This is a genomic window from Ectothiorhodospira mobilis, assembly GCF_900114895.1.
In the GTDB taxonomy this organism is placed as follows: Bacteria; Pseudomonadota; Gammaproteobacteria; order Ectothiorhodospirales; family Ectothiorhodospiraceae; genus Ectothiorhodospira; species Ectothiorhodospira mobilis_A.
Genome location: NZ_FOUO01000029.1, coordinates 1 through 1,579, shown reverse-complemented (window position 1 = coordinate 1,579; position 1,579 = coordinate 1). Strand labels below are relative to the sequence as shown.

Sequence of the window (1,579 nt, the reverse complement as noted above, 5' to 3'; positions counted from 1 at the left end):
CCGAAGCGGCGCGGGCGGGAGAGGAAGTAGTACTTGCCCTCCTCCACCAGCCGATGGATCAGCGGCGTCTTGTCCACATAGTAATACCCCCCCTCACGCATGTCGGCGAAGGTCTGGATGCCGATGGGCAGCTTGCGGCGGGGTGCAGCGGACATGGGCGCTCCGGGGGGACGACCTTGGCGATCCGGGGCAGGATAGCATGGGGCAACCACGCGCCAATGTGAACCACAGTTGACACTCGTTAAACTGTTAACTAAAAGTGAGCAAGTGATCGAAATAATAAAAACCCAATAAAGCCAGCCAGTCCTGCGACATCGAACAGGCCAAAGCCATTGCCGCGCAATGGAAGGAGTCACCCCATGACTGAGCAAGCCGTCACCTTCAGCCACTACGATACCGCAGACTACCTGGAGAGCGAGGAGGACATTGCCGCCTACCTCATGGCGGTGATGGAGGAGAACGATCCCGCCCTGCTTGCGGCCGCGCTGGGGGACATCGCCCGCGCGCGCAACATGAGCCAGCTTGCCAAGGAAGTGGGCATGAGCCGGGAGGGGCTCTACAAGGCCCTGTCCGGCGAGGGCAACCCAGCATTTTCCACCATCAGCAAGGTGGCCAACGCCCTGGGGCTGCGCCTGACGATCGAACCCCTCTCACGGCCCAACGCCCAAGTCTGATCACCACCTCCCCTGCTCAACCACACGGAAGGGCAGTGCAACGGGTTCAACCGGATGTGGCTGACTTCACGGGGCGCACTCTGGAGAACGAATGGGGCTTTGGTTCGGGCGCGACCGGTATTGCCTGCAACAAGCAGGAAGGCTCAGCCAGCATCCAGGGTCTCCACCTGGAAGGCCACGATCTGGCGCTGCTCGCGGGAGAATTCCACACCGATCAGGTGGATCGGCTGGCCGGTGGCACGGTACTTGTCCGCATAGCCCCTGGCCTTGATCTGTTCCAGGGCGCGCCCCTCGGGGAGTTGCTCCACCACCTTGAACTCGAACAGGTAGATATGGCCGCCGAAGGTCACGGTCATGTCCACCTTGCCGTGGTGGCTGGCGTCCTCCACCGTCACCGGAACCCCCAGGGCGGCGAAGTGGCTGTAGAAGACGCTGGCGTAGTGGCCCTCGTACCGGGCGATGGGATTGTTGCGGTACCAGTCGTGGGGCAGCCCGGCGTAGAGGGCCTTCAGATGGGCCTCCAGCGCGCTCAGGTCATGGGCCCGCAGGGAGCCCAACAAGGTCATGCGCTCCCGGGGGCCGGCGTCCAGCCCCAGTACCGGCAGCAGGGCCTGGTTGAGGCTGGTCTCCACTTCATGGTTGGGGTACCCCAGGGTGTAGAGCCAGTAGCCGGTCAGCGGCTCCTCGACACCATGGACCGTCAGGTAACCGGTCTGGAACAACAGCGCCTCGGTGGCGATATGATCCACATCGAACCGGCCTAATAGGGCCGCCTCGGTTTGCCATTGCTCCAGTTGCGGGGTAAAGACGCCCCGCTCCCGCAGCAGTTCCACCAAAAAGGCGGGCGTGGCGGATTCGAACCAGTAGGGGCCAAAACGGCGCTCCTGGAACAGCAGCAGGACATC

3 protein-coding genes are annotated in these 1,579 nt (G+C 63.1%); 1 reads left to right on the top strand and 2 read right to left on the bottom strand.

Annotated features, from left to right (window positions below):
• Nucleotides 1-155 (bottom strand): AAA family ATPase (locus tag BM214_RS12270; protein WP_177217680.1); only part of this gene is annotated, 155 nt, incomplete at its 3' end.
• Nucleotides 156-359: 204 nt separating this feature from the next.
• Here BM214_RS12270 and BM214_RS12265 point away from each other — a divergent pair.
• Complete coding sequence (locus BM214_RS12265) at nucleotides 360-674, top strand: addiction module antidote protein (protein WP_090487761.1); 315 nt, start codon at nucleotides 360-362, stop codon at nucleotides 672-674.
• A 143-nt stretch (nucleotides 675-817) separates the two neighbouring features.
• Here the strand turns inward: BM214_RS12265 and BM214_RS12260 are convergent.
• Nucleotides 818-1,579, bottom strand: a 762-nt coding sequence (locus BM214_RS12260) for a PD-(D/E)XK nuclease domain-containing protein (protein WP_177217679.1), incomplete at its 5' end; no start/stop codon positions are given.

Coding starts and splice junctions, on each gene's coding strand:
- BM214_RS12265 (WP_090487761.1), top strand. CDS start 360: ATGACTGAGCAAGCCGTCACCTTCAGCCACTACGATACCGCAGACTAC.